General features: G+C 62.0%; 13 protein-coding genes, 2 tRNA genes and 3 rRNA genes. 14 read left to right on the top strand and 4 right to left on the bottom strand.

Features of this window, described 5'->3' with window-relative positions; translation table 11 throughout:
- The 3 genes from cobN (at position 1) to LFL96_RS20250 (ending at position 5,989) form a co-directional block, all read left to right on the top strand.
- Positions 1-3,915: a cobaltochelatase subunit CobN gene (cobN, locus tag LFL96_RS20260; protein ID WP_281002496.1), complete on the top strand. Its 3,915-nt coding sequence runs from the start codon at positions 1-3 to the stop codon at positions 3,913-3,915.
- Between the two features lie 2 nt (positions 3,916-3,917).
- Positions 3,918-5,300 carry an AAA family ATPase gene (locus LFL96_RS20255; protein ID WP_281002495.1) on the top strand — a complete coding sequence of 461 codons (1,383 nt, stop codon included), beginning with the start codon at positions 3,918-3,920 and terminating at the stop codon, positions 5,298-5,300.
- Between the two features lie 149 nt (positions 5,301-5,449).
- A complete protein-coding gene (locus LFL96_RS20250) occupies positions 5,450-5,989 on the top strand; it encodes a VWA domain-containing protein (protein ID WP_281002494.1) in 540 nt (179 codons plus the stop codon).
- A gap of 216 nt (positions 5,990-6,205) precedes the next feature.
- On the opposite strand, the gene LFL96_RS20245 is transcribed toward LFL96_RS20250, so the two are convergent.
- Positions 6,206-7,144: a flagellar brake protein gene (locus LFL96_RS20245; protein ID WP_281002493.1), complete on the bottom strand. Its 939-nt coding sequence runs from the start codon at positions 7,142-7,144 to the stop codon at positions 6,206-6,208.
- Between the two features lie 548 nt (positions 7,145-7,692).
- Between LFL96_RS20245 and LFL96_RS20240 the strand changes: the two genes are divergently transcribed.
- From LFL96_RS20240 to rrf, 5 genes are all read left to right on the top strand, one after another.
- Positions 7,693-9,223: ribosomal RNA gene (locus LFL96_RS20240) — 16S ribosomal RNA — on the top strand.
- Between the two features lie 77 nt (positions 9,224-9,300).
- Positions 9,301-9,377 (top strand) — tRNA-Ile (locus tag LFL96_RS20235).
- An 89-nt stretch (positions 9,378-9,466) separates the two neighbouring features.
- A tRNA-Ala gene (locus LFL96_RS20230) sits at positions 9,467-9,542 on the top strand.
- A 323-nt stretch (positions 9,543-9,865) separates the two neighbouring features.
- A 23S ribosomal RNA gene (locus LFL96_RS20225) occupies positions 9,866-12,745 on the top strand.
- Between the two features lie 215 nt (positions 12,746-12,960).
- Positions 12,961-13,074, top strand: a 5S ribosomal RNA gene (rrf, locus tag LFL96_RS20220).
- The 16S, 23S and 5S rRNA genes sit together here with 2 tRNA genes alongside, the layout of an rRNA operon.
- A gap of 206 nt (positions 13,075-13,280) precedes the next feature.
- Here rrf and LFL96_RS20215 read toward each other — a convergent pair.
- From LFL96_RS20215 to LFL96_RS20205, 3 genes are read right to left on the bottom strand one after another with little or no spacing between them, the layout of a single operon-like run.
- A complete protein-coding gene (locus LFL96_RS20215; protein WP_281002492.1) occupies positions 13,281-14,441 on the bottom strand; it encodes a carotenoid 1,2-hydratase in 1,161 nt (386 codons plus the stop codon).
- Entirely contained in the window at positions 14,441-17,011 is a 2,571-nt protein-coding gene (locus LFL96_RS20210; protein WP_281002491.1) for an FtsX-like permease family protein, read from the bottom strand. Before LFL96_RS20210 ends, LFL96_RS20215 begins: the two co-directional genes overlap by 1 nt.
- Positions 17,001-17,798 (bottom strand): ABC transporter ATP-binding protein, encoded by a 798-nt coding sequence (locus LFL96_RS20205; RefSeq protein ID WP_281002490.1) that lies wholly within the window; start codon positions 17,796-17,798, stop codon positions 17,001-17,003. Before LFL96_RS20205 ends, LFL96_RS20210 begins: the two co-directional genes overlap by 11 nt.
- A gap of 626 nt (positions 17,799-18,424) precedes the next feature.
- Between LFL96_RS20205 and LFL96_RS20200 the strand changes: the two genes are divergently transcribed.
- The 6 genes from LFL96_RS20200 (at position 18,425) to cysS (ending at position 25,989) form a co-directional block, all read left to right on the top strand.
- Positions 18,425-19,978, top strand: a complete 1,554-nt coding sequence (locus LFL96_RS20200; protein WP_281002489.1) for an NADH-quinone oxidoreductase subunit M — start codon at positions 18,425-18,427, stop codon at positions 19,976-19,978.
- A gap of 423 nt (positions 19,979-20,401) precedes the next feature.
- A complete protein-coding gene (gene cyoA / locus LFL96_RS20195) occupies positions 20,402-21,301 on the top strand; it encodes a ubiquinol oxidase subunit II (RefSeq protein ID WP_281002488.1) in 900 nt (299 codons plus the stop codon).
- A gap of 3 nt (positions 21,302-21,304) precedes the next feature.
- Positions 21,305-23,293 carry a cytochrome o ubiquinol oxidase subunit I gene (gene cyoB / locus LFL96_RS20190; RefSeq protein ID WP_281002487.1) on the top strand — a complete coding sequence of 663 codons (1,989 nt, stop codon included), beginning with the start codon at positions 21,305-21,307 and terminating at the stop codon, positions 23,291-23,293.
- Positions 23,293-23,901: a cytochrome o ubiquinol oxidase subunit III gene (gene cyoC / locus LFL96_RS20185; RefSeq protein WP_281002486.1), complete on the top strand. Its 609-nt coding sequence runs from the start codon at positions 23,293-23,295 to the stop codon at positions 23,899-23,901. The genes cyoB and cyoC overlap by 1 nt, the downstream gene beginning before the upstream one ends.
- A complete protein-coding gene (gene cyoD / locus LFL96_RS20180; RefSeq protein WP_281002485.1) occupies positions 23,902-24,240 on the top strand; it encodes a cytochrome o ubiquinol oxidase subunit IV in 339 nt (112 codons plus the stop codon). It abuts the gene before it with no gap.
- Between the two features lie 372 nt (positions 24,241-24,612).
- Positions 24,613-25,989, top strand: a complete 1,377-nt coding sequence (gene cysS, locus LFL96_RS20175) for a cysteine--tRNA ligase (protein WP_281002484.1) — start codon at positions 24,613-24,615, stop codon at positions 25,987-25,989.
- Positions 25,990-26,279: the final 290 nt, after the last annotated feature.

Raw genomic sequence — 26,279 nt, 5'->3', positions numbered from 1 at the left:
ATGCATCTGCTGCGCACGACGCCGGGCGGGTTTGTCGACGATACCCAGGGCGTGATCCGTATCGATCAGCAGCCCGCGGAGATCGTCGTGCTCAGTTCGGCCGACACCACCCTGTCGCTGCTGGCCAGCGTGGTGCCGCGCCTCGGCGACGGTTTTCCGAGCGTGCGTCTGGCGAACGTCACCTATCTGCGTCAGCCGGCATCGGTCGACTTCTATCTGGAAGACGTGCTGCAACATGCGCGCGTGGTGGTGGTCGATCACCTTGGCGGCGAGGCGTACTGGCCGTACGGGATCGAACAGGTGGTCACGCTGGCCGAACGCAAGCGGCAGACGCTCGCGATGTTTTCCGGCGACCTGCAGGAAGACCCGAATCTGCTCGCGCGCAGCACCGCGGATGCCGACCTGTGTCATCAATTGTGGCGCTATCTGCGCGAGGGCGGCGCGCAGAATGCCGAGGCGTTTCTGCGTTGCATCGCGCATCGCGCGTTGGGCTGGGGCAGCGAACCGGCGCCGCCGCGCGCGTTGCCCGCCGCGACGTTGTATCACCCCGAGCGCGACACACCGAGCGTCGCCGACTGGCAGGCGCGCTGGCGGCAGGACGCGCCGGTCGCCGCGATCCTGTTCTACAAGGCGCATCTGCAGGCGGCCAATACGGCAGTGTTCGACGCGCTGATCGACGCGCTCGAAGCGCGCGGCGTCAACCCGTTGCCGATCGCGATCACGTCGCTGAAAGATGCGCTGAGCCGTGATGTCGTGCAGTCGTTGTGCGCGCAACATCAGGCTGCATTGGTGTTGAACACGACGGCGTTCGCCGCGTCCGCGATCGACGACCCCGAGCCGCTCGCGCTCGCCGGCGATGCGCCGGTGTTGCAGGTGATTCTGAGCGGCGGCAACCGCGAGGACTGGCTGAAGGACAACCAGGGCCTCAATTCGCGCGATATCGCGATGCATATCGCGCTGCCCGAAGTGGACGGCCGGATCATCACGCGGGCGATCAGCTTCAAGGGCCTCGCGTATCGCTGTCCGCACACCCAGGTCGACGTGGTCCGGTATCAGCCGGATCTGGAGCGCGTGAGCTTTCTCGCCGAGCTGAGCCGGCGCTGGTGCCGTCTGCGCGCGCTCGATAACGCGGACAAGAAGCTGGCGCTGATTCTCGCCAACTATCCGATGAGCGAAGGGCGCATCGGCAACGGCGTGGGCCTCGACACGCCGGCCTCGGTGACCGGCATTCTGGCGATGTTGCGCGACGAGGGCTATCGCGTCGGCGCGTTGCCCGCGAACGGCGATGCGCTCCTGGAAAAGCTCACCGAAGGCGTGACCAACGACCCGGTGGTGCGCGATCTGCGGCCCGCGCTGCAAAGCCTGGCGCTCGACGACTATCTGCGCTATTTCGACGCGTTGCCCGGCGAGGTGAAAGAGGCGCTCAACGCGCGTTGGGGGCGGCCTGAGCAGGACCCGACGCTGCGGCGCGGCCGCTTCATGATCGCGGGCTGGCGCTGTGGGCAGGTGTTCGTCGGCATTCAGCCGTCGCGCTCGCGCGAGCAGGGCGATTACGCGAGCTATCACGACGCCGAACTCGTGCCGCCGCATGCGTACCTCGCGTTCTATTTCTGGCTGCGTCACGCGTTCGCGATCGACGCGGTGGTGCACGTCGGCAAGCACGGCAATCTGGAATGGTTGCCCGGCAAGAGCGTGGCGTTGAGCGAAACCTGCTGGCCCGATCTGATTCTCGGGCCGATGCCGCATCTGTACCCGTTCATCGTCAACGATCCCGGCGAGGGTAGCCAGGCGAAACGGCGCGCGCAGGCCGTGATCGTCGATCATCTGATGCCGCCGCTCACGCGCGCCGAAAGCTATGGGCCGCTGCAGGATCTGGAGCGCCAGGTCGACGAATACTATGAAGCGTTGATGGTCGACCCGCGCCGCTCGACATTGCTGCGGCGGACGATTCTCGCGACCATCGTCGAGCATCGGCTGCATGAGGAGCTGAGTCTCGCGGCGCCGAGCGGGCCCGACGACGAGGATGCGTTGCTCACGCGCGTCGACGCGTGGTTGTGCGAGCTGAAGGAAGCGCAGATCCGCGACGGGTTGCACACGTTCGGGCAGTCGCCGGCCGGCGTGCAGCGGCGCGATACGCTGCTGGCGCTGGGGCGTTTTCCGGTCGGCGACGGGCAGGGTGCGCGGGCCGGCCTGATCGACGCGCTGGCGCGCGATCTGCGGATGGATCATCTGTTCGATCCGTTGACGGTGGATTGGTCTGCCGTGTGGGAGGGGCCGCGGCCCGACGTGCTGCAGCAGGTCAGCGACGCGCCGTGGCGGCATGGCGGCGATACGCGCGAGCGGCTGGAGTTGCTTGCGGCGCGGATGTTGGGCGAGGTGTGCGATGGTGGTGGACCGGGAACGGCTTCTGTTGCCGGCTCGGTTTCGGCTTTGCCCGTCGAATCGGCTTCGGCTTCGGCTTCGGCTTCGCCCGTCGAATCGCCTTCGGCGGCGGTCTCTGGTTCGGCATTGACGTCAATTCCGTCATTGAAGCCCGGCAGCCTGCCGCAAGCCGAACGGGTGATCGAGCGACTGCGCGACGACGTGCTGCCTCGTCTCGATGCGTGCGGACCGCAGGAAATGCGGCAACTCCGGCGCGGACTCGAAGGACGCTTCGTGCCGCCGGGCCCAAGCGGATCACCGTCGCGCGGACGGCCGGACGTGTTACCCACCGGCCGTAATTTCTATTCGGTCGATACCCGCGCGGTTCCGACGCAGGCCGCCTGGGTGCTCGGCCTGAAGTCCGCGCAGCAGTTGATCGAGCGGCATCTGCAGGAGCACGGCGATTATCCGCGCGCGATCGGCCTGTCGGTGTGGGGCACCGCGACGATGCGCACCGGCGGCGACGATGTCGCCCAGGCGCTCGCGCTGCTCGGCGTGCGGCCGAGGTGGGCGCCGGGCAGTCATCGCGTGACGGACTTCGAGATCATGCCGATCGATGCGTTCGACCGGCCGCGTATCGACGTCACGTTGCGCGTCTCCGGCTTTTTCCGCGATGCGTTCGCGAACGTGATGCATCTGTTCGACGCCGCGGTGCAGGCCGTGGCCGAACTCGACGAACCGCCTGAAGTGAATCCGCTGCGCGCGCGCGTGCTGCGCGAACGCGATGCCCTCGTGGCCGGCGGGATGGACGCCGCCGAGGCGCGCCGGCGCGCCGGCTGGCGTGTGTTCAGCGCGCGGCCCGGCGCATACGGCGCAGGCTTGCAGGAGATCATCGATTCGCGCGACTGGCAGACCGACGCCGATCTCGCGAACGCGTATCAGGCGTGGGGCGGTTACGCGTACACGCAGAAGAGCGCGGGCGAGGAGGCGCGTCAGGTATTCGGCACGCGTCTCGCGGCGATGGACGTCGTGCTGCAGAACCAGGACAACCGCGAGCACGATCTGCTCGACTCGAATGACTACTATCAGTTCCAGGGCGGCATGGTCGCGGCGGTGAGGCATCTGGCGGGGGCGCAACCGAGCGTGTATCACGCCGATCACAGCAATCCGGCCGCGCCGCGCGTGCGCACGCTGAAGGAAGAGATCGCGCGCGTGATCCGCTCGCGCGTGGTGAATCCGAAGTGGCTCGACGGCGTGAAGCGGCATGGTTATAAGGGCGCGGCCGAAATCGCCGCCACGGTGGACTATCTCTATGGGTACGATGCGACCGCGCGCGTGGTCGCGGATCATCAATATGCGCTCGTGGCCGACGCCTATCTGAACGACGCGGCGACGCGCGAGTTCTTGCAGCGGCATAACCCGCATGCGTTGCATTCGATCAGCGAGCGTTTGCTCGAAGCGATGCAGCGCGGACTGTGGCAAGCGCCCGGCGAGTATCGCGCGCAGATCGAGCGGCATCTGCTCGCGAGCGAGCAGCAGATCGAGGGACGGTGAAGATGAGTGCGGACATTCGTGGCGATGAGCGGGGCGAGGCCGTGAGCGGCATGCGAGGCGAGACCGGAGGCGAGAGCCGGATCGGCACGGGCGACGAGAGCCGGGACCGGATCGCCGGCGAGGCACGAGGTGAGAGCCTGGGCGAGACTCGATACGAAACGCGCGGAGCGGGCGGTGCCGAAGGCGCGGGCGAAACCCGCGCCGCGCGCCCACGGCCCGTTTTTCCGTTCGCCGCGTTGCTCGGCCAGGCGTCATTGCAGCAGGCGTTGCTGCTCGCGGCGATCGATCCGGGCCTCGGCGGCGTGCTGATCGCAGGACCGCGCGGCACCGCGAAATCGACCGCGGCGCGCGCGCTGGCCGAGTTGCTGCCCGAAGGGCAACTGGTGAACCTGCCGCTCGGCGCCAGCGAGGACCGGCTGATCGGCACGCTCGATATCGAAACCGTGCTGCGCGACGGCGCGGTGCGCTTTTCACCCGGACTGCTCGCGAAGGCGCATCGCGGCGTGCTGTATGTCGACGAGATCAACCTGCTGCCCGACGCGCTCGTCGATGCGTTGCTCGATGCAGCCGCGAGCGGCGTGAATACCGTCGAACGCGATGGCGTCTCGCATAGTCACGACGCGAGCTTCGTGCTGATCGGCACGATGAATCCGGAAGAAGGCGAGTTGCGGCCGCAGTTGATCGACCGCTTTGGTTTGATGGTCGAGTTGCGCAACTGCTTCGAGCCGGCGATGCGGCAGGCCATCGTAAAGGCGCGGCTCGCGTTCGATCTCGATCCGCACGGCTTTCGCGCGCGATACGCTCGACAGCAGGCGGATTTCGTACAACGGATTCGGGCCGCGCGGGTCGCGTTGCCGCGCCTCGCTTTCGATGACGCCGTGCACGCGCGGGTCAGCGCACTGTGCATCGAAGCCGCCGTGGATGGACTGCGTGCCGATCTCGTGATGTTGCGCGCGGCGCGGGCCCTGGCCGCGCTGGAGCAGGCCGTCGAGGTGACGGTCGGGCATGTGGAGCGGGTGGCGGAGGCGGTGCTGATGCATCGGCGGCGTGGGGGTGAGCAGGAGGGGGTGCAGCGGGAGATGTCGGCGGCGCTGGAGCATGCTCGTGGGGATGAGGCCGGTTTGGATTCGGGACTCGATGAGCGTGATGAGTCCCGGGGATCGGGACGGGCTGGTGAGGAGTTGACGCGTTCGGGGGGCAATGCGGACGAAGGCACCAGTGACGGCTTCGGCAAAAACGCCGGCGAGAATTCTGGCAAAAACGCCGGCGAAAACTCCGGCGAGAATTCTGGCCATAGCGATAGCGACTGGGGCTACCTGCCGCCCGAGCCCGTCGCGGCCACGCACGTCAAAGGCGTCGTACCGCTCGCCGTAAAAAAACGCTGAGCCATCGGAAAGGCGCCGCCGCTGATTCAACCAGCGGTCTCCGATGGCGGCAACGCGCACTCACGAATTCGCCAGTGGTTTCGCGGCCGCGCAGCGCGTTACGCGGCGTTCCCGGCCGACGCATCGCATGGCCGCCGACGCTCGCGGCAATGGGACCGCGTCCGCTGCGAGCCGAACATCTGCGCTTCGTGCGCGAGGCGCCCAGCAGCGGCGTGCTGCATTGTTTCGTGCTCGATTGTTCCGCTTCGATGCTGGCCGGGCAGCGTCTCGCGCTCGCCAAGGGCTTGCTGATCGCACTGTTCGATCGCGCGAGCGCCGAGCGCGCCGAGGCCGCGTTGATCTGCTTCGGCGGAACGGCGGCCGATCTGCGCTTCGGGCCGGCGGTGCCGCGCTGGTGGAACGAGCGTTGGCTCAGTCCGGTGGGCGGGGGCGGCGGCACGCCGCTCGAGTCCGGCGTGCGGCGAGCGGCGCGGTTGCTCGAACAACGCGCGCGCCTCAAGCCAGCCCAGCAGCGCTGGCTATGGATCCTGACCGACGGCCGCAGCGCCGACTCCCCGACGCGGCCTCGCGATGCCGACCAGATCGTGTTCGTCGATTTCGAGCGGGGTGCGATACGGTTGGGTCGTTGCGCGTCGCTAGCCGATGCGTGGGACGCGCAATGTGTGACGCCGGAGTCGCTGATCGGGTAGTCGATCAGCGACTCCGCGTGAATGGTGCGAAGAACTCGGCGAGGCGTTCTGTTCCGCGACGAGCAGCGCGACGAGCAGCGCGGTCAACGGCGCGGTCAACGGCGCGGTCAACGGCGCGGTGAACGGCGCCTGGTTGGCGCCGCGCGCGCGTTGTCGCGACCGCAAGGCTTTATCCGGACGATTCCGTTGCCTCGCTCGCGTCGTCCGGATGTTGCTTCAGGTGTTCGTCCAGTACGACACATCGTCCTGACGATCGAACACGAACACCTTCATCGCCATCTGCTGCGACGTATCGAGCTGATCGAATTCGAGCCCATGCATCGACGGCTCGCCTGGATTGCCTGCCTTATGCACGTTGCGGATGATCGCGGTGGTTTCGATCTCGGTGTCCAGTTCCGCCGACTTCAGCCGGAACGCGACCCGCAACCGTTCGCCGACCGCGCCGACCGTCCATGACGCGGCCAGCGACATGCCGAGTGCGCTGATTCCCCTGGCGAGACCGAGCCCCTCGTACGTTTCCCCCGTTTCGCCGATGCCGAAACGCACCGCGAGGTGCGTATTGACGCGAATCGATTTGCGTTCGCGCAGGCGGCGGATCACGCCGGGTTTCGACAGCACGACATAGTCGAACGGCGTGCGGCAAATGGCTTCGACCGTGCAGACGAAGCGGAACACCGCATGGCTTGCAATCGCGACGATTTCGATGTTCTCGGCGAGACCCAGCGGCAGGATGCGTCCCTGGTGCAGGGGCGGCGTGACGAACAGCGCATGGTTCGGCGCGAAACCGATGATCCGGCACGGATGCATCGGCGCGCCGCTGCCGACCTGCGAGCGCACGCCGATCAGCGCGCCGATTTCGAGGTGCATGTCCTTGATCGTCAGCGGATTCGCGGGATCGGGCTGATGCTCGGCCTCGGGCGGCTCCTGTGCCGTCGTGTCGAGCAGGTCGCCGCGATGCGGCTGGAAGTGCCCGAACAGGAAGTTGCGCTCGTCGGTGGTCGCGAGGATCGTGCCGCTCGCGAACAGCAGGGTGCCGTCGGCATCGACGACCGGCCATTCGAGCGGCGTGCCGACCGGCACCGCGTCCATCTTCAGAACCGCCGACTGCGTGGCGGGCGGGTTGTCCTCGGAGTGTTGCTCGACTGGATTGTCCATGGTCGGCTATTTTAAGTGGCGGGATATCTATGGTTGACGGCTGACCTATGGTTGACGGCTGACTGGGAGGAAACTTTAGCGAGTCGGCGGGGCTTGTGTTTCGCCGCTTTTTTGGGGTCCCTGAATTGAATCGGATGGCTAACTAATTTTTCGCCGTGACCGAGTCCCGCTCGCAGGTCTCACTGATGACTGTGCGACGCAAGAAATCTCGGTCTTATGAAAATATTGTGTGAAGGGGGTTGACGACATGTGACCCGATCTCCATAATCTCGTTTCTCTGCTGCTGATGCAGCGACGCAGGAAGAAGTGGGCGGTGCAAGCCACCCGAATCTTTTCGCGAACGATCTTTAAAAATTAACAGCCGATAAGTGTGGGCGCTTGATGCGGAACGCGAGCCGGATTCTTCGGAGTCTGGCGTAAAGCAAAAGTATCAAGTCTCACACAGTAATGAAAGGAAGGTTTGACCGTCGAGAGATGGATCGAACAATTCGTCAGTACGTTGAGTGAGCGACCGGGTTCGAAAGAGCCCGAAAAACAGTAACAGGTTTGAACTGAAGAGTTTGATCCTGGCTCAGATTGAACGCTGGCGGCATGCCTTACACATGCAAGTCGAACGGCAGCACGGGAGCAATCCTGGTGGCGAGTGGCGAACGGGTGAGTAATACATCGGAACGTGTCCTGGAGTGGGGGATAGCCCGGCGAAAGCCGGATTAATACCGCATACGCTCTATGGAGGAAAGGGGGGGATCTTCGGACCTCCCGCTCAAGGGGCGGCCGATGGCAGATTAGCTAGTTGGTGGGGTAAAGGCCTACCAAGGCGACGATCTGTAGCTGGTCTGAGAGGACGACCAGCCACACTGGGACTGAGACACGGCCCAGACTCCTACGGGAGGCAGCAGTGGGGAATTTTGGACAATGGGGGAAACCCTGATCCAGCAATGCCGCGTGTGTGAAGAAGGCCTTCGGGTTGTAAAGCACTTTTGTCCGGAAAGAAAACCATCGCCCTAATATGGTGGTGGGATGACGGTACCGGAAGAATAAGCACCGGCTAACTACGTGCCAGCAGCCGCGGTAATACGTAGGGTGCAAGCGTTAATCGGAATTACTGGGCGTAAAGCGTGCGCAGGCGGTTCGCTAAGACAGATGTGAAATCCCCGGGCTTAACCTGGGAACTGCATTTGTGACTGGCGGGCTAGAGTATGGCAGAGGGGGGTAGAATTCCACGTGTAGCAGTGAAATGCGTAGAGATGTGGAGGAATACCGATGGCGAAGGCAGCCCCCTGGGCCAATACTGACGCTCATGCACGAAAGCGTGGGGAGCAAACAGGATTAGATACCCTGGTAGTCCACGCCCTAAACGATGTCAACTAGTTGTCGGGTCTTCATTGACTTGGTAACGTAGCTAACGCGTGAAGTTGACCGCCTGGGGAGTACGGTCGCAAGATTAAAACTCAAAGGAATTGACGGGGACCCGCACAAGCGGTGGATGATGTGGATTAATTCGATGCAACGCGAAAAACCTTACCTACCCTTGACATGTATGGAACCCTGCTGAGAGGTGGGGGTGCCCGAAAGGGAGCCATAACACAGGTGCTGCATGGCTGTCGTCAGCTCGTGTCGTGAGATGTTGGGTTAAGTCCCGCAACGAGCGCAACCCTTGTCCCTAGTTGCTACGCAAGAGCACTCCAGGGAGACTGCCGGTGACAAACCGGAGGAAGGTGGGGATGACGTCAAGTCCTCATGGCCCTTATGGGTAGGGCTTCACACGTCATACAATGGTCGGAACAGAGGGTTGCCAAGCCGCGAGGTGGAGCCAATCCCAGAAAACCGATCGTAGTCCGGATCGCACTCTGCAACTCGAGTGCGTGAAGCTGGAATCGCTAGTAATCGCGGATCAGCATGCCGCGGTGAATACGTTCCCGGGTCTTGTACACACCGCCCGTCACACCATGGGAGTGGGTTTTACCAGAAGTGGCTAGTCTAACCGCAAGGAGGACGGTCACCACGGTAGGATTCATGACTGGGGTGAAGTCGTAACAAGGTAGCCGTATCGGAAGGTGCGGCTGGATCACCTCCTTTCTCGAGCTGACGTGTTCAACGTTGAGCGCTCACGCTTATCGGCTGTAAATTAAAGACAGATACGCAGACAGACGCAGGGGTCTGTAGCTCAGTCGGTTAGAGCACCGTCTTGATAAGGCGGGGGTCGATGGTTCGAATCCATCCAGACCCACCACTGTTTCTGCGGTGGGGTTCGCCGCTGAAGGGCGTATCTGTGAAGACTGCATCGGCAGACGATAATTGATCGTGTGTCTGTATGTGACTGGGGGATTAGCTCAGCTGGGAGAGCACCTGCTTTGCAAGCAGGGGGTCGTCGGTTCGATCCCGTCATCCTCCACCAATCCTCAATGCATAGTGTTCTGCCGGCAAGACGGGCAGAGAGTTGTGCATTGGCGATTGAGCCAGTCAGAGCGAGACGTGGTTATAGCAACCGCGTGATCGGCTGTCGTTCTTTAACAATCAGGAAGAAGTAGTAAAGAGATTCACGAAAGCATGCTTAGAGATGGGTGTGCGAGTAGGTGAATCAGGGTTGTGATTGTATCAATGTATGAAAAGGTGATCGAAAGATTGCCTTGGAATACGGCGCAACACGAATACTCAACCTGTAACGATGTGGCGAAGGCCGTGTTCCGAGTGAATGCGCCGAAGACACACCCGTTATAGGGTCAAGCGAACAAGTGCATGTGGTGGATGCCTTGGCGATCACAGGCGATGAAGGACGCGGTAGCCTGCGAAAAGCGGTGGGGAGCTGGCAAACGAGCTTTGATCCACCGATATCCGAATGGGGAAACCCACTCCTTATGGAGTATCCGTAGCTGAATACATAGGCTACGCGAAGCGAACGCGGTGAACTGAAACATCTAAGTAACCGCAGGAAAAGAAATCAACCGAGATTCCCAGAGTAGTGGCGAGCGAAATGGGACCAGCCTGTACTCTTTATCTTCATTGTTAGTCGAACGCTCTGGAAAGTGCGGCCATAGCAGGTGATAGCCCTGTAGACGAAAACAGCGAGGAAGAACTAGGTGTACGGAAAGTAGGGCGGGACACGTGAAATCCTGTCTGAAGATGGGGGGACCATCCTCCAAGGCTAAATACTCGTGATCGACCGATAGTGAACCAGTACCGTGAGGGAAAGGCGAAAAGAACCCCGGGAGGGGAGTGAAATAGATCCTGAAACCGCATGCATACAAACAGTCGGAGCCTCGTAAGGGGTGACGGCGTACCTTTTGTATAATGGGTCAGCGACTTACATTCAGTGGCAAGCTTAACCGATTAGGGCAGGCGTAGCGAAAGCGAGTCCGAACAGGGCGATTCAGTCGCTGGGTGTAGACCCGAAACCAGGTGATCTATCCATGGCCAGGATGAAGGTGCGGTAACACGTACTGGAGGTCCGAACCCACTAACGTTGAAAAGTTAGGGGATGAGCTGTGGATAGGGGTGAAAGGCTAAACAAACCTGGAAATAGCTGGTTCTCTCCGAAAACTATTTAGGTAGTGCCTCGTGTATCACCTTCGGGGGTAGAGCACTGTCATGGTTGTGGGGTCCATTGCGGATTACTACGCCATAGCAAACTCCGAATACCGAAGAGTGCAATCACGGGAGACAGACATCGGGTGCTAACGTCCGGTGTCAAGAGGGAAACAACCCAGACCGCCAGCTAAGGTCCCCAAATATGGCTAAGTGGGAAACGAAGTGGGAAGGCTAAAACAGTCAGGAGGTTGGCTTAGAAGCAGCCATCCTTTAAAGAAAGCGTAATAGCTCACTGATCGAGTCGTCCTGCGCGGAAGATGTAACGGGGCTAAGCCATATACCGAAGCTGCGGATGCACATTTATGTGCATGGTAGGAGAGCGTTCCGTAAGCCTGCGAAGGTGCATTGAAAAGTGCGCTGGAGGTATCGGAAGTGCGAATGCTGACATGAGTAGCGATAAAGGGGGTGAAAGGCCCCCTCGCCGTAAGCCCAAGGTTTCCTACGCAACGTTCATCGGCGTAGGGTGAGTCGGCCCCTAAGGCGAGGCAGAAATGCGTAGCTGATGGGAAGCAGGTTAATATTCCTGCACCATTGTTAGATGCGATGGGGGGACGGATCGCGGAAGGTTGTCCGGGTGTTGGAAGTCCCGGTCCTTGCATTGGAGAAGGCGCTTTGGCAAATCCGGGCGCGGAATTCAAGGGTGCGAGGCCAGTGATCTAGGTCACGAAGCAATCGGAAGTGGTTCCAGGAAAAGCCTCTAAGCTTCAGTCTAACAAGACCGTACCGCAAACCGACACAGGTGGGCGAGATGAGTATTCTAAGGCGCTTGAGAGAACTCGGGAGAAGGAACTCGGCAAATTGGTACCGTAACTTCGGGATAAGGTACGCCCCTGTAGCTTGATGCGCCTGCGCGCAGAGGGTGAAGGGGTTGCAATAAACTGGTGGCTGCGACTGTTTAATAAAAACACAGCACTCTGCAAACACGAAAGTGGACGTATAGGGTGTGACGCCTGCCCGGTGCCGGAAGATTAAATGATGGGGTGCAAGCTCTTGATTGAAGTCCCGGTAAACGGCGGCCGTAACTATAACGGTCCTAAGGTAGCGAAATTCCTTGTCGGGTAAGTTCCGACCTGCACGAATGGCGTAACGATGGCCACACTGTCTCCTCCCGAGACTCAGCGAAGTTGAAGTGTTTGTGATGATGCAATCTCCCCGCGGCTAGACGGAAAGACCCCATGAACCTTTACTGTAGCTTTGCATTGGACTTTGAACCGGTCTGTGTAGGATAGGTGGGAGGCTTTGAAGCTGGAACGCTAGTTTCAGTGGAGCCGACCTTGAAATACCACCCTGGCTTGTTTGAGGTTCTAACCTTGGTCCGTAATCCGGATCGGGGACAGTGCATGGTAGGCAGTTTGACTGGGGCGGTCTCCTCCCAAAGTGTAACGGAGGAGTACGAAGGTACGCTAGGTACGGTCGGAAATCGTGCTGATAGTGCAATGGCATAAGCGTGCTTAACTGCGAGACCGACAAGTCGAGCAGGTGCGAAAGCAGGTCATAGTGATCCGGTGGTTCTGTATGGAAGGGCCATCGCTCAACGGATAAAAGGTACTCTGGGGATAACAGGCTGATACCGCCCAAGAGTTCATATCGACGGCGGTGTTTGGCACCTCGATGTCGGCTCATCTCATCCTGGGGCTGTAGCCGGTCCCAAGGGTATGGCTGTTCGCCATTTAAAGAGGTACGTGAGCTGGGTTTAAAACGTCGTGAGACAGTTTGGTCCCTATCTGCCGTGGGCGCTGGATATTTGAAGGGGGCTGCTCCTAGTACGAGAGGACCGGAGTGGACGAACCTCTGGTGTACCGGTTGTCACGCCAGTGGCATCGCCGGGTAGCTATGTTCGGAAGAGATAACCGCTGAAAGCATCTAAGCGGGAAACTCGCCTTAAGATGAGATATCCCCGGGGCTTCGAGCCCCTTGAAGGGTCGTTCAAGACCAGGACGTTGATAGGTCAGGTGTGTAAGCGCAGTAATGTGCTCAGCTAACTGATACTAATTGCCCGTAAGGCTTGATCCTATAACAGGTGTGTGTCGGCAGCCGTTAGTGCTTCAGCACTTATGGATGCCCCACCCTGCGCTACGCGCAGGGTCTTATGCAGACCACACACAGGTTGAGATCAGTGTTGTGCCAGATAAAACAACACAACCCCCGCCACTGATGTCACATCATCAGAAACTACTTCTTCCGGATTGGTCGTGATGCCCCAAAAGGCGCCACGGCAACAAGTCATGCCTGATGACCATAGCGAGTCGGTACCACCCCTTCCCATCCCGAACAGGACCGTGAAACGACTCCACGCCGATGATAGTGCGGATTGCCCGTGTGAAAGTAGGTAATCGTCAGGCTCCCCAGCAGCACACTGCAGCAAACAGAAACCCCACCTACAACGGTGGGGTTTCTGCGTTTACGCGCCTGAAAGCACGACTTCAGAATGTGGTCAGGGGGTATCCGTTCTCACGCGACGACGGCAACCATTACCGGCCCCTGGCGACGCAGAGAACAACGCGACCATCTCCAGCGTCTAAACGCCGGCTGCAGCAAACCTCCGCCCTCACGGCCCCAGACCCCCGATCCGCAGTCTCTCGGCGTAACCGGTCAATTCCAGATACGCCCGTCCCACATCCGCGCCATTCCGGCTCACGCGTACCGCTCCCTCCCAGTACACCGCTCCGGTCGATTGCCGCGAGTCGAGTTCCTGATCGTCCATCAACGGATCGAGTTGCCACGTCAGCGCGCCGGTTCTTACCGACATCGAAACCGGGTACGAAGTATTCGTGCGTGGCGAACGCCATGTGCGAACGGGCGTGAAATCGACCTGATCGTTGTCGAAGGCCGTTACTTCGCCATTGGGCTTTCGCAGCGCCGCGTGCGCCCACATCGAATGTCCGTCGCGGCCACGTACCTTGAAGGCCATCAATGCCGAACCGTCGATGAGATTCGCGCCGAGCCAATCCCAACCGACAGCATTCGCATCGAGCAGGGTGCTGGACCACTCGTGGTCCAGCCAGGCTATCCCCGTCACCGTGGTGTCTCCGCGCGAAGCGCCGCCCGCGCCGTCAGCCGGTCTTACTACGCTACCCGTTACGCGCAGCTGCGGTTCGCTGTAGTAATAACTCGCCTGTTCCGGTCTCGGTCCCTTGCGGGAATAGCCGCGTTCGCCTTGAATCAAAGGCGTTTGGGTGGGTGTCAGCACGAGGTGCAACGCGAATCCGTTTGCGTCGACGGTGACGTTGTAGTGACCATCGTTGCCGCGGATGATTTTCCAGGCATCGAGTTTGACGTCGGTGTTAGCCGGCTTGGCATACGCGAGTCCGAAACCCTCCCGCGCGATGCGCTGATCGTGCGCCAGGTGACCGAGCGCCGGATCGCTCAACGCCGCGTGCGCGATGATCAATTGCGACGGTGCGAACGCGCTCGGATCGGCGGAGTCGTGTCCGGTCGCCGATCGAAAAAAGGTGATCTGAAATCCAAGTGGATGATTGTCCGGCGTCGTGAGCCAACCTGTCGCGTACCACCATTCGGTGCGAAACATGGGATGCGCGCCGGTATCCAAGGGTAGTGCGATCGCGTGACCGGGCGTGACGGCGGCGAATTCTGACACCCCCGCCGGCGTCGCTGCAAACGCGGCGGACGCAACCAGAGCGCCGGCGCAAAGCAGACCACGAATCTGCGGACGCAATCGCCCATCCGCGTTGCCCGACGAAGTCCGCATCACCAATCCTCCTTCACCGCGCGCACGGCGTTCACCGACACCGCGCCACGTCCAGCGATCACCGCCGTCGAGCACGACGACGCGAGCATCACCAGCGCGACGACGCTCAGCACCGTCCAGGGCACATGCAACGACATGCTCCAATGAAACGACTGCGGATTGACCACGAACACCAGGATCAAACTGATCGCGAAGCCAAGCGCGAAACCCATCGCGATTCCGCAAGCGGTCAGCATGCCGCCTTCGAGCGCGAGCACGCCGAGAATCTGCGAGCGCGTCACGCCGACATGCCGCAACATGCCGAACTCGCGTGAACGTGCGAGCGTCTGCGCCGAAAAAGTCGCGGCCACGCCAAACAAGCCGATCACGATCGCGACGGCCTCAAGCAGATAAGTGACCGCGAAACTTCGATCGAAGATGACCAGCGTACGCGCGCGAATGTCTCCCGGCTGTGCAAGATCCAGCGACGCACCGAACGGCAACGCCCTCAACGCCGAGACAACGCGTTCGACCGGCTCACCCGGCCGAACGGTAATCGCGACATCGGTGGCGGTCGTGTCGCCGGTCAAACGACGGTAGTCCGCCAAGCGGATCTGAATCGCGCCGGTCTGCCGTGCATAGTCGCGCCACACGCCGGCGACCGTGAACACATGTCCCGGTTCGCCGAGCGGCAATCGAACGCGCTGCCCCAGGTGGTAGCCGTATAGATCGACCATCGCCTCGGAGACCCATACCGGCGTCTCATTCGCGCGCAAAGCGGAAACGGGCCATACCGGACCGGTCATCTGCAAATTCGCGCCGGGATTGGCTGCATCGATTTCGCGGGCGAGCAGCGCGATGTCGGGGCGAGCGGCGTCGAGCGAGAGGCGCGCGGTGCGCGAGAACGCCGCCGCCCCGATGCCGGGCACGGCCGCAAGACGTGCCTGCTCGCCCGGCCTCAAGCCGCCGGTGTCACCGTTCGGCGCGACCCGCACGTAGAGATCGGCGGAGAGCAAATGAAGCAGCCAGTCTTCCACCGAAACGCGGAAGCTCGCCACCATGATCGCCATCGCGACGATCAACGCAAAGCTCGACAGCACGCCGCCCATCGCGATCGACGCATGTCCCGGCGCATTCGCAAGTCGCGCGAGCGCCAGCGTGCTCGCGGCGCCGGCGCGGCGTCGCTGGCCGAACATCCGGCTCGCCGCGCCGAACACCAGCGCGGTGACGCGCGGCATCAGCGCGATCCCGCCGATCAGCAACAACGCAACGGCCAGATAGCCGCCGAGCGGCATGTCGAACCAGGGTGGTATCTGCGTCAGCGCGGCTGCCGCGAGTAGACAGAGCAAGGCGGGCCACGGCGTGGCGAGCCGCGCCAGCGCGCCTTCTTCGGCGCCGGCTTTGAGCGCCGCCGCGGGCCGCGCGCGAGCGGCCTCCAGCGCGGGTGCGAGACTGCCCAACACCGACACGGCGATACCGAGCAGCAGAAATATCGCGCTCGCCAGGGGCTCGAAACCCACGCGAGGTTGCACGCCGGGAAAATAGCCGCCGCCCAGATCGCTGCCGAAAAAGTGCAGCGCGCCGCTGGCCATCGCGTAACCGAGCGCGAGTCCCGACAGCGCACCGAGCAGACCCAGCAACGCGCCTTCCATCAGAATCTGACGCAGCAGTTGTGCACGCGTCAGGCCCAGCACGCGCAACATCGCGAATTGCGCGCGGCGCCGCACGACGCCGAGGGCTTGCGTCGAAAACACCAGAAACGCGCCGGTGAACAACGCGACCAGCGCGAGCACATTCATGTTGATCCGATATGCGCGCGACAGACGGTCCGTGCGGCTGTCGGCATCGCGTGTTTCGGCGATGATCCAGCGGTCGCCGAGCCGCGTCTGCAGATCGCGCCGGAAACGTTCGCGATCGACGCCGCGTTCGAGCTGCAAGTCGATCCGCGACAGTTTGCCGACTTTGCCGAAGCGCCATTGCGCGGCGGCGATATCCATCACCGCGAGCCGTTGTCCGGGCCGCGTTCTGACGAGGCCACCCGCGACGCGAAAATGCACGATCGACGTCCCGCTTTGCAGCGCGACCTGGTCGCCGGTTTTCACGTTCAGCCATTGCTGCGCGGCGGCGGAAAGAAACACCGCGTCGGACGCGAGCGTATCGAATGGGTGCTCGGGCGACGGCACGCCGGTCAGATCCGGCGCGATGCGACTCGCCTTGAATACATCGGTGCCGAGTAAGGGCAGCGCGGCGTTGCGGCCCGGCACGGTGACGTCGAGCGCGAGCACGGGGCTCGCCAGCGCCACGCCGGGAAGGCCGGACAGCAGCGGATAAACCGATTCGTCGAACGACGTCTGCGCGCCGCGCACCTGCAGATCGGCCTCGCCGGAAAGACTGCGGGCCGCCGCCGAGAATTCGTTGAACGCCGCGCTGTTGATCAGTTGCACCGCGTAACCCAGCGCCACGCCGAGCGCGATCGTTGCAATCGCAACCAGTGCGCGGCCGCGTTGACTACGCCATTCGGCGCTCAGCAACCAGCGCGCGAGTACGCGATGTCCTTGCGCGCGCAACGATGGACGGGACTCAGCGATCATCGGCGGCGGAACGTGTCTGGAAGGGCGCGGCGTTGCTATCGGCGTGCGCGTTTGCGTGGTCGGTGGAGAGTGTGGAGGGCGCCGGGGAGCCCGATGCCGCCCTCCGCAAAACCGACGCATGCAATCCGCCATCCCCCAGAATCAGCACGCGATCCGCCACCGCCGCCGCGGCCTCCGAGTGCGTGACCATGATCGTGGCCGCGCCGGTCGCCTTGCTCTGCGCGCGAAACAGACCCAGCACTTCGTGCGCGGTGTCGGGGTCGAGATTGCCGGTGGGTTCGTCGGCGAGAATGAGTGTCGGCCGGTGCACGAGCGCCCTCGCGATCGCTACGCGCTGCAACTCGCCGCCCGACAGTTGCCGCGGAAAATCGTCGCCACGGCCGCCGAGGCCGACCGCCGCGAGCATGTCGAGCGCGGCGCTCGCCGGCATGTCGTTGAGCAGCAGCGGCAGCGCGACGTTCTGCGCGAGCGTCAGATGCGGCAGCACGTGAAACGCCTGAAACACGAAGCCGAGTTTGCGGCGGCGCAGACGGGTCGCGGCGTTGTCGTCGAGACGGGCGATCGGATGGCCGTCGATCACGACCTCGCCGCCATCCGCGTGATCGAGGCCCGCAATCAGATTGAGCAGGGTCGATTTGCCGACGCCGGAATCGCCCATGATCGCGACGAACTCGCCGCGCCTAAGCACGAAGTCGAGTTGCGCGAGGACGATACGGCCCGCGCCATAGGTCTTGCTGAGGCCGCGGCATTCGAGCGCGGGAACGACCTCTTCGTCGCGAGGGAGCATGCGATGTCCGGAAATGAAGCCAACGAAGAAGGTACCAGTAAAGAGGCGATGAGGTGGCCGTCGCCAACCCATGGAAACAATGCGCTCGGATGGCCTTCGATCAATGGGCCGATCGCTCGAAAAAGCCCCCGGTGGCTAGAGTGCCGGATCAAAAAATATTTTCGTTCGACCGCCGCGAAAATATTGCCGGGCACCCGAAAACGACCTCGGGAAGACCCTGAGAACCCGCACGAACTATTCCAGTGCGCGCGTCGTTTTGGGGCATTGCCGCAAGAGTCTTCAACTGTCGCTTAATTGCCTGCTTTTGCCCGCAAAATTGGACGAAAAAAACATCGGGCAAACCCTGTTGTGCGTCTGCACATTTTTATTCGTTCCGCAAGTCCAAACGTGGCAATGGTGCATTAACAAAGGGTTTGCGGTGTTGTTGCGCTGCAAAAGTATTCTTATCTTGGTAATCTCCCACCCTTGATCGTTCGGCTGCGGGTAAACGTGAAGCGGGCAGCACCGCTTCCACGTCAAGTTCAGCGAAATTTCAGCCTACATGTCCATTTCGATGCTTTCGTTTTCGAAAGCATCGAGGCGGCATTTTGTACTTCAAGTTTTCGACAGAGTTTTCGACAGAGCACATGCCATTGCCTCTTCTTAGCCTACTAATCTGGATCCCTATTGTCGCTGGCCTCGTGGTTTTGCGGGCCGGATCCGACGCGGCACGTAGTCGCACCCGCTGGCTCGCGCTGAGCGGCGCGGTCGCGGGGTTCCTGCCGGTGATCCCGCTGGTCGCGAATTTCCGCAACGACGTGACGTCGATGCAGTTCGTCGAGAACGTGCAGTGGTCGCCGACCTTCGATATCGCATGGCATGTGGGCGTGGATGGCATTTCGCTGTGGCTCGTCGCGCTGACCGCGCTGACGACGATCATCATCGTGATCGCGTCGTGGGAGTCGATCACCCAGCGCACCGCGCAGTACTTCGGCGCGTTCCTGATGCTGTCGGGTTTCATGCAGGGCGTGTTCACGTCGCTCGACGGCATGCTGTTCTTCATCTCGTTCGAAGCGACGCTGATTCCGCTCTATCTGCTGATCGGCACGTGGGGTCATTCGAACCGCTCGTACGCGGCGATCAAGTTCTTCTTCGTGTCGTTCCTCGGCTCGCTGATGATGCTGATGTCGATGCTCTATCTATATAGCCAGACGCACAGCTTCGATCTCGCCGTGTGGCGCGAGACGCATCTCGGCACGTGGCCGCAGGTGCTGATTTTCCTGGGCTTCCTCGCCGCGTTCGGCGTGAAGGTGCCGATGTGGCCGCTGCACACGTGGCTGCCGGACGTTCACCTGGACGGGCCGACCGGCGCCGCCGTGATGATCGGCATGCTGAAGCTCGGCGGCTATGGTCTGCTGCGTTTCGCGCTGCCGATCGCACCGCAGGCCAGCCATTTCTTCGCGCCGATGATGATCACGCTGTCGCTCATCGCGGTCATCTATTCGAGCCTGCTCGCGCTCGTGCAAACCGACATGCGCCGTCTGCTCGCGTATTCGACGGTCGCGCACATGGGCCTCGTGACGCTCGGCCTGTTCGTCTTCAACCGCATCGGCCAGGCCGGCGCGATCGTGCAGATGCTGTCGTACGGCATCGTGTCGGGCGCGATGCTGCTGTGCACGGGCATGCTCTACGACCGCACCAAAACCGCGTCCATCGCCGAGTACGGCGGGGTGGCCAACACCATGCCGCGTTTCGCCGCGTTCGTGATGCTGTTCTCGATGGCCAACATCGGCCTGCCGGGCACGTCGGGTTTCGTCGGCGAGTTCATGGTGCTGATGGGCGCGATCCGCTTCAACTTCTGGATCGGCGCGATGGCCGCGACCACGCTGATTCTCAGTGCCGCCTACACGCTGTGGATGTACAAGCGCGTGATCTTCGGCGCGATCGCCAATGCGCGCGTCGCGAAACTGAAGGACCTCGGCAACCGCGAATTCCTGCTGCTCGGCGCGATGGCGCTGCTGGTGCTGGCGATCGGCCTGAACCCGAAGCCGTTCACCGACGCGATCGATCCGTCGGTCGGCACGTTGCTGGCGCAGTCGGAACGCTCGGTGCATCCGTCGGACTCCGCGCCGGAAGGTGGCGAGCGTCTGCAGGCCGCGGCGCCGGCGCCGGTTGCCACGACGGTTCGTTCGCCGGGTTAGGCCGACAGGTTGAAGCGGCAGGTCGAAGCAGCGGGTTGAAGGGGTGACCCGAGTGAGTTGAAGCATTTCGCTGCTGCAGCATCCGGCGCATGGGGGCTGCAGTGTCGATCTGCTTTTTTCAGTCCGGCGCGCGCTTTTCCGTTTGCCTTTGACGCAGCGCAATCCCATGGATCGCGTTGCGTTTTAGCGCTTGTGGAAAGGCATTTTCGTGTCGTGACGGTTGTTTGAAGCTAGGCAGGTAGAGACGGCAGGCGCGAATTCGAGCGCACGCCTGCGGCAACGTGTCGCACGGTGCTGCGACGCAATAGATCGTTGCTAAATCGAGGGTTTATCAGCGCCTGACGTGCCCCTACCATGCGAGCGCTTACTAATGGAGAGCGGTCGAATGACGTTCGTTGAAGACGTAAATAAGAGGCAATGGATATGAAAGGAAAGACTCTGCGGGGGTCGATTAGTTTCCTGTCCACGAGCCTCGTGTTGTTGCTCTCGGGTTGCAGCAACCTCGATATTCTGAATCCGAAGGGGAGCGTGGGTGTAGCGGAGCGCGAGCTGATTGCTACCTCCACCTGGGCCATGCTGATCGTGGTCGTGCCGGTGATCCTGCTGACGCTGCTGTTCGCATGGCGCTATCGCGCGTCGAACAAGAGCGCCGACTATCAGCCGGGCTGGGTGCATTCGACCGGTATCGAAATCGCCATCTGGACGATTCCGACGCTGATCATTCTGTTTCTCGCCATCCTGACGTGGAAGACCACGCATGAACTCGATCCGTACAAGCCGCTCGAGTCGCAGGTCAAGCCGATCAACGTCGAAGTCGTCGCGCTCGACTGGAAGTGGCTGTTCATCTATCCGGACCTCGGCATCGCGTCGGTGAACCAGCTGGCGATCCCGGTCGGCACGCCGGTCAACTTCACGATCACGTCGGACACGGTGATGAACTCGTTCTTCATCCCGCAACTCGGCGGCCAGATCTACGCGATGGCGGGTATGCAAACGCGTCTGCACCTGATCGCTGACGAAGCGGGCAACTACGCGGGCCAGTCGGCCAACTTCAGCGGCAAGGGCTTCTCGGACATGAAGTTCCGCACGATCGCCTCGTCGCCGGAAGAGTTCAACGCGTGGGTCGCCAAGGTGCGCGCCTCGTCGGACAACCTGAGCATGGACCGTTACCACGCGGTGTCGGCGCCGACGGAGAAAGAACCGGTGCGTTATTTCTCGTCGGTCGATCCGAAGCTCTTTCACAACATCATTGCCCGATACAACAACGGGAACGTCCTCGACAACATGCAGGACGCTAACTGTGCGCCAAAGGGTAAGGGGTAACGCATGTTCGGAAAACTTTCTCTAGACTCGATTCCGTATCACGAGCCCATCATCATGGTCACGGCCGTGATGATCGCGCTCGGCGGTGCGACGCTGCTGGGTCTGATCACCTATTTCGGCAAGTGGCGCTATCTGTGGACCGAGTGGCTCACGTCGGTCGACCACAAGAAGCTCGGCGTGATGTACATCGTCGTCGCGCTGATCATGCTGTTCCGCGGCTTCGCGGATGCGGTCATGATGCGTCTGCAACAGGCGCTCGCTTACGCGAACCCCGGCTATCTGCCGCCGCATCACTACGACCAGGTGTTCACGGCGCACGGCGTCATCATGATTTTCTTCATGGCGATGGCGTTCATGATCGGCCTGATGAACATCATCGTGCCGTTGCAGATCGGCGCGCGCGATGTCGCGTTCCCGTTCATCAACTCGCTCTCCTTCTGGATGACCGCGGTCAGCGCGATCCTGATCAACATCTCGCTGGTGATCGGTGAATTCGCGCAAACCGGCTGGCTGGCCTATCCGCCGCTGTCGGAGCTGCAGTTCAGTCCGAGTGTCGGGGTCGACTATTACTTATGGAGTCTGCAGCTTTCCGGTATCGGGACGTTGCTGACCGGGGTGAACTTCTTCGCGACGATCGTGAAGATGCGCGCGCCGGGCATGACGTTCATGAAGATGCCGGTGTTCACGTGGACCGCACTGTGCACGAACGTGCTGATCATGGCGTCGTTCCCGATCCTGACCGTCACGCTCGCGCTGCTGGGTCTGGACCGTTACCTCGGCATGCACTTCTTCACGAATGACGGCGGCGGCAACGCCATGATGTACCTGAACCTGATCTGGGCCTGGGGTCACCCCGAGGTGTACATCCTGATCCTGCCGGCGTTCGGTATTTTCTCGGAAGTCGTGGCGACCTTCGCGAAGAAGCCGCTGTTCGGCTACAAGACGATGGTGTGGGCGACCTGCGCGATCATGGTGCTGTCGTTCCTCGTGTGGCTGCATCACTTCTTCACGATGGGTTCGGGCGCCGACGTCAACGCGTTCTTCGGTATCGCCACGATGGTGATCGCGATCCCGACCGGCGTGAAGGTGTTCAACTGGCTGTTCACGATCTACAAGGGCCGTCTGCAATTCACGCCGCCGATCCTGTGGACCATCGGCTTCATGATCACCTTCACCATCGGCGGCATGACCGGCGTGATGATGGCGATCCCGGGCGCGGACTTCGTGCTGCACAACAGCCTGTTCCTGATCGCTCACTTCCACAACGTGATTATCGGTGGCGTGCTGTTCGGCTATCTGGCCGGCTTCAACTACTGGTTCCCGAAGGCGTTCGGCTTCAAGCTGAACGAGAAGCTGGGCAAGGCATCGTTCTGGTTCTGGCAGATCGGTTTCTGGGTGGCGTTCACGCCGCTGTACGTGCTCGGCTTCATGGGCATGACGCGCCGTATCAACCACTACGACAACCCGCTGTGGCACCCGTGGCTGATTCTGGCCGCTGCCGGCGCAGGTTTGATCGCGATCGGTATCGCGTGCCAGGTGCTGCAGATCATCGTCAGTATCCGCGACCGCAATCTGCCGCAGAACCGCGACGTCACCGGCGATCCGTGGGATGGCCATACGCTGGAGTGGGCGATGAGCTCGCCGCCGCCGGCCTATAACTTCGCGATCATTCCGACGGTGCACAAGCTGGACGCATTCGCGGACATGAAGGCGGACAAGAGCCTGCAAGCCAAACCGGTGTACCGCGACATTCACATGCCGTCGAACACGTCGGCTGGTGTGATCGCCGCGCTGTTCTCGCTGGTGCTCGGTTTCGCCGCGGTCTGGCATATCTGGTGGCTGGCGATCGTCGGTCTGGTCGGCTCGATCGCGACCGTGATCGTCTACAGCTTCCAGAAGAACGAAGGCTATTACATTCCGGCGGCCGAAGTCGCCGCGATCGAAGAGAAGCGCTCGGGCGCAGGCGCCCAGATGGCGTTGGAGGTGGATTGATGTCGACCAATACTATTGACGCGGGTGCGCATCATCACGATGCGGACCACGTGCCGTCGCATTCGGTGTTCGGGTTCTGGCTGTACCTGATGACCGACTGCATCATCTTCGCGGCGCTGTTCGCGGTGTTCGCGGTGATGAGCCACCAGTTCGCGGGTGGTCCGTCGGGCAAGGATCTGTTCGAGATTCCGGGCGTCGCGCTCGAAACCACAATGCTGCTGCTCAGCAGTATCACCTACGGTTTCGCGATGCTGGGCGCGTACAGGAAGCGCAAGGGCGTGCTGCTTTTCTGGCTCGGCGTGACGTTCCTGCTGGGCCTGTCGTTCCTCGTGCTGGAACTGCGCGAGTTCTCGCACCTGATCGCCGAAGGCGCGGGTCCGAGCCGCAGCGCGTTCCTGTCGTCGTTCTTCACGCTGGTCGGCACGCACGGTCTGCACGTGACCTGCGGCCTGATCTGGATGGTGGTGCTCGCCGTGCAGGTGATGACGCACCGCGATCTGACCGAGCGCGACATGATCCGTCTGACGTGCCTGAGCCTTTTCTGGCACTTTCTGGACGTCGTGTGGATCGGCGTCTTCACCTTTGTCTATCTTGCGAGCGTGATCTAAATGGACCATAGCCACTCCGCACACTCGGCAGCGGGTGAAAGCCACGGCAGCCTCGGCAGCTATGCGACGGGTTTCATTCTGTCCGTCATCCTGACCGCGGCGGCGTTCGGCCTCGTGCTGACCGGCATGCTGACCGGCGAGAACGCGCTGCTGGCGATCGCGGGCCTCGCGTTCGTGCAGATCGTCGTGCACCTGGTGTTCTTCCTGCATCTGAACACGTCGTCGGAACAGCGCTGGAATGTGATGGCGTTTGCCTTCACGGTGCTGACCGCGGTGATCGTGATCGGCGGCACGCTGTGGGTCATGCATAACGTCAGCATGCATATGATGTCGCGCTAAACGAATTGCCGCGCGCGCGAGCACATCGCGCGTCACGTCAAAACCGGAACCCCGCGGGATGAAAGTCTCGCGGGGTTCTGTTTTTTTTGCGGACCGACACGGGGCCAGCGATTGACCAGATTCGTGCTAGCCATTAGCATCGAATCCATGAACCCGTTCATCGCTTCCCTTCCATCTGCCTTGCGCGCATGCTGTCGCGGCCTGCCGAGGGGAGCTTGCGTGTAGCGAGCCGATCCGAACACGTCCGTACCCGTTCATCGCCCCGAGGCCACCCGTCATACGACCGGTGGCCTTTTTGTTTTTCAACGACGCGTCGCGCGGCCATGTCTCCCACCGCGCGACACCTCGGCACCCCGTGCTCAAGGACCCATCATGCCGCTCGCTCTCTACGACGCCTGGTCGCGCACGCTACGCCCGTTCACGCCGCTTCAACCCGATCATGTCGGCATGTACTGCTGCGGCCCGACCGTGTACGACCACGCGCATCTCGGCAATCTGCGGACCTACGTGTTCGAGGATGTGCTGCGGCGCGCGCTGGCGGCGAACGGCTATACCGTGCGCCACGTGGTCAACATCACCGACGTCGGCCACCTCGTTTCCGATGCCGACGAGGGCGAGGACAAGATGGAGAAGGGCAGTCGCCGCACCGGCGAATCGGCATGGGCCATCGCCGAACGCTATACCGCGGCGTTCCAGCAGGACTGGCGCGCGCTGAACCTGCTGGAGCCGACGGTCTGGTGCCGCGCGACCGATCACATCGCGCAGCAGATCGACTTCATCGCCGAACTCGAACGCAACGGATACACGTATCGCACCGCCGACGGTCTCTACTTCGATACCGGCCGACAGGACGACTACGGCTACCTCGCGCGCCTCGATGTTTCGGGCCTGCAGGCCGGCATACGAGTCGCCGTCGGCGACAAGCGGCGCGCGACGGACTTCGCGTTGTGGAAGTTCAGCCCACCCGGCAGCACCCGGCAGATGGAGTGGGACAGTCCCTGGGGCGTGGGTTTTCCGGGCTGGCATATCGAGTGCTCGGCGATGTCCGCGCAATACCTCGGCCCGTGGTTCGACATTCATTGCGGCGGCGAGGACCATATCGCCGTGCATCACAGCAATGAAATCGCGCAGACCCAGGCGCGCCACGGCACGCGGCTCGCCAATTTCTGGCTGCATGGTCATTTCCTGATGCTCGACGCGGGCAAGATGGCGAAGTCGGGCGGCGACTTCGTGCGCCTGCAGACGGTGATCGAACGAGGCGTCGATCCGCTGGCGTATCGCTACCTGTGCCTGAGCGCGCATTACCGCAGCAGCCTGCGCTTTAACTGGGATGCGCTCCACGCTGCGCAAGCCGCGTTGACGCGCTTGCGCAGCGCGTACGTTAAATGGCCGGTGGGCGGCGAAGCGGATGCGGCCGCGCTGACTCGTTTCAACGCGGAAGTCGATCAGGATCTGAACTTGCCGCGTGCGCTCGCGGTACTGTGGGACGTGGTGCGCAGCGACCTGCCGCCGGCCGTGCGCCGCGCGACAGTGGACCGTTTCGACGCGGTGCTGGGACTGCGGCTCGCGCACTGGCGGGAAGACGCGGTGACGATTCCACCGTCGATCGCGCTGCTTGCCGAACGACGCCTGGCCGCGCGCGTCGCGAAAGACTGGAGCGAGGCCGACCGCTTGCGCGGGCAATTGAACACGGCGGGCTGGCAAGTGGAAGACGGCGCGGGCGGGCAGGTGTTGCGTCCGCTCGATTGAATGCGCGGGGGCGTGATGAGCGGGCAGGTGAGCATGGTGTTACGTACCAAAACGTGCCGAACGCCACATGCCAACCATACGCTCCCGTGCGTTGACACATCTGAAGAATAACGGGCACACTGCATCGTCATGCAAAACCTCACGTCCATCGCGATTGCGATTTGCCATCCGGTTCACCACCATGAACGAGCCCATCGGGCTTCGTCATGGGGGACGTGTACGCACTAGAAAACACTGCGCATCAAGAAGATCCCAAGCGCAGATCACAAGCCCCGCTGGTCACACGGTCG

It is taken from the genome of Paraburkholderia sp. D15, from assembly GCF_029910215.1.
Taxonomy (GTDB): Bacteria; Pseudomonadota; Gammaproteobacteria; order Burkholderiales; family Burkholderiaceae; genus Paraburkholderia.
This window is presented reverse-complemented; position numbering and strand designations above follow the sequence as displayed.